2 rRNA genes are annotated in these 3,206 nt (G+C 51.5%); both read right to left on the bottom strand.

The features are described from left to right. Positions 1 to 2 precede the first annotated feature (2 nt). A 5S ribosomal RNA gene (gene rrf, locus LDM90_RS09275) occupies positions 3 to 119 on the bottom strand. Between the two features lie 77 nt (positions 120 to 196). Further along, positions 197 to 3,105: ribosomal RNA gene (locus tag LDM90_RS09270) — 23S ribosomal RNA — on the bottom strand. Positions 3,106 to 3,206: the final 101 nt, after the last annotated feature.

The raw sequence follows: 3,206 nt of genomic DNA, 5'->3' as shown, positions 1-3,206 counted from the left end.
AAGCACGGCAGCGTCCTACCCTCGCAGGCAGTCTCCCACCAACTACTCTCGGCGTGAAGAAGCTTAACTGCTGTGTTCGGCATGGTTACAGGTGTTTCCTTCTTGCTCTTGCCACCGTACTTTTTCTCTTTCTTTGAGCTTTTACACTCAAAACTAAATATAATCCTCTTGAAAAAACCTTAATTGCCATTAAGCTCTGGTCAAGTCCTCGACTGATTAGTACTGGTCCGCTCCAAGCCTCGCGGCTCTTCCACTCCCAGCCTATCTACCTCTTAGTCTTTGAGGTGTCTTACTACTTACGTATGGGAAATCTCATCTTGAGGGGGGCTTCGCACTTAGATGCTTTCAGCGCTTATCCCGGCCATACTTAGCTACCCAGCGATGCCTTTGGCAAGACAACTGGTACACCAGCGGTATGTCCATCCCGGTCCTCTCGTACTAAGGACAGCTCCTCGCAAATTTCCTACGCCCACGACGGATAGGGACCGAACTGTCTCGCGACGTTCTGAACCCAGCTCGCGTGCCGCTTTAATGGGCGAACAGCCCAACCCTTGGGACCGACTTCAGCCCCAGGATGCGACGAGCCGACATCGAGGTGCCAAACCTCCCCGTCGATGTGAACTCTTGGGGGAGATAAGCCTGTTATCCCCAGGGTAGCTTTTATCCGTTGAGTGATGGCCCTTCCATGCGGTACCACCAGATCACTAAGCCCGACTTTCGTCCCTGCTCGAGTTGTCGCTCTCGCAGTCAAGCTCCCTTATACCTTTGCACTCTGTGAATGATTTCCAACCATTCTGAGGGAACCTTTGGGCGCCTCCGTTACTCTTTAGGAGGCGACCGCCCCAGTCAAACTGCCCGTCTGACACTGTCCCATGCCTCGCTTAGAGGCCCTGGTTAGAGCAGCCATCAAACAAGGGTAGTATCCCAACATTGCCTCCGATAACACTGGCGTGCTATCTTCTCCGGCTCCTACCTATCCTGTACATGTTTAACAGCTGCCCAATATCAAATTGCAGTTAAGCTCCATGGGGTCTTTCCGTCCTGTCGCGGGTAACCCGCATCTTCACGGGTATTATAATTTCACCGAGTCTCTCGTTGAGACAGTGCCCAAATCATTACACCTTTCGTGCAGGTCGGAACTTACCCGACAAGGAATTTCGCTACCTTAGGACCGTTATAGTTACGGCCGCCGTTTACTGGGGCTTCAGTTCGCTGCTTCGCTTGCGCTAACAGCTCTCCTTAACCTTCCAGCACCGGGCAGGTGTCAGCCCCTATACGTCGTCTTACGACTTAGCAGAGACCTGTGTTTTTGATAAACAGTTGTTTGGGCCTATTCACTGCGGCTGGCTCTTACACCAGCACCCCTTCTCCCGAAGTTACGGGGCGATTTTGCCGAGTTCCTTAACGAGAGTTCTCTCGCTCACCTGAGTGTTCTCCACTCGACTACCTGTGTCGGTTTGCGGTACGGGTACGCAGCTTCTCACTAGAAGCTTTTCTTGGCAGTGTGACGCTTGAACCTTCGCTACTTTGATTTCGCTCCTCATCACGCCTCGTGCTTACCGGTAACAAGCATTTGACTCATTACCACACTTAACGCTTGAACATGGCTTCCAGCGCCATGCGTTCTTTGCCTCCTGCGTCCCTCCTTCGCTATTAACGAAGCTGCGCAGTACAGGAATTTCTACCTGTTGTCCATCGACTACGCCTTTCGGCCTTGCCTTAGGTCCCGACTTACCCTGGGCGGACGAGCCTGCCCCAGGAAACCTTAGTCTTTCGGCGGACAGGATTCTCACCTGTCTTGCGCTACTCATACCGGCATTCTCACTTCTAAACGCTCCACTTATCTTCTCAGTTAAGCTTCGCCGCATTTAGAACGCTCTCCTACCACGTGCATTACTGCACATCCACAGTTTCGGTACTATGCTTAGCCCCGGTAAATTTTCGGCGCAGCGTCACTCGACTAGTGAGCTATTACGCACTCTTTTAATGATGGCTGCTTCTGAGCCAACATCCTAGTTGTCTACGCAACTCCACATCCTTTTCCACTTAGCATAGATTTGGGGACCTTAACTGGTGATCTGGGCTGTTTCCCTTTCGACTACGGATCTTATCACTCGCAGTCTGACTCCAGTGCCTCGATCTCTGGAATTCGCAGTTTATCTGAATTCAGTAACCCCTGACGGGCCCTTCGTCCAAACAGTGCTCTACCTCCATGATCGTCCTGGCACCAGGCTAGCCCTAAAGCTATTTCGGAGAGAACCAGCTATCTCCAAGTTCGTTTGGAATTTCACCGCTACCCACAACTCATCCCCGCAATTTTTAACTTACGTGGGTTCGGTCCTCCAGTGCGCTTTACCGCACCTTCAACCTGGTCATGGGTAGGTCACTTGGTTTCGGGTCTACGTCAGCTAACTTCTGCGCCCTCTTCAGACTCGCTTTCGCTCCGGCTCCGTCTTTTCTGACTTAACCTCGCTAGCTAACGTAACTCGCCGGTTCATTCTACAAAAGGCACGCCATTACCCTTTAATGGGCTTTGACTATTTGTAGGCACACGGTTTCAGGTTCTCTTTCACTCCCCTCCCGGGGTTCTTTTCACCTTTCCCTCACGGTACTGGTTCACTATCGGTCACAATGTAGTATTTAGCCTTGCGAGATGGTCCTCGCTGCTTCAATCGGGATTCCTCGTGTCCCGACCTACTCAGGATCCTGCTCGGCGCGCTCCGGATTTCGCTTACGGGGCTCTCACCCTCTCTGGCTTACCTTCCCAGATAATTCTGCTATCCTTTGCGCTGCCTTATTGCAGTCCTACAACCCCAGATGATAAATCATCTGGTTTGGGCTCTTTCCTCTTCGCTCGCCGCTACTAGGGAAATCGATTTTTCTTTCTCTTCCTGCAGCTACTTAGATGTTTCAGTTCGCTGCGTCTTGCCCCAAACGGCTATTTGTTCACCGCCTGGTAATGCATCTGCATGCATTGGGTTCCCCCATTCGGATGTCTCCGGATCGCTGCGTACTTACCGCTCCCCGAAGCCTTTCGTGGTTCGTCACGTCCTTCTTCGCCTCATTGTGCCTAGGCATTCACCGTGCGCCCTTCTTTACTTGACCTTACTCAAGATACTCTCTCGGTCGCTCTTTGGCAATCTCTTCTCTTTTGATTGTTTCTCGGTTTTTTCTTGGATTATATTCAGTTTTCAATGTACTAACTC

It is taken from the genome of Lactobacillus huangpiensis (genome assembly GCF_019972815.1).
Lineage (GTDB): Bacteria > Bacillota > Bacilli > Lactobacillales > Lactobacillaceae > Lactobacillus > Lactobacillus huangpiensis.
Note: the sequence above shows the minus strand (reverse complement) of the source record. Positions and strands in the feature narration are given on the sequence as shown.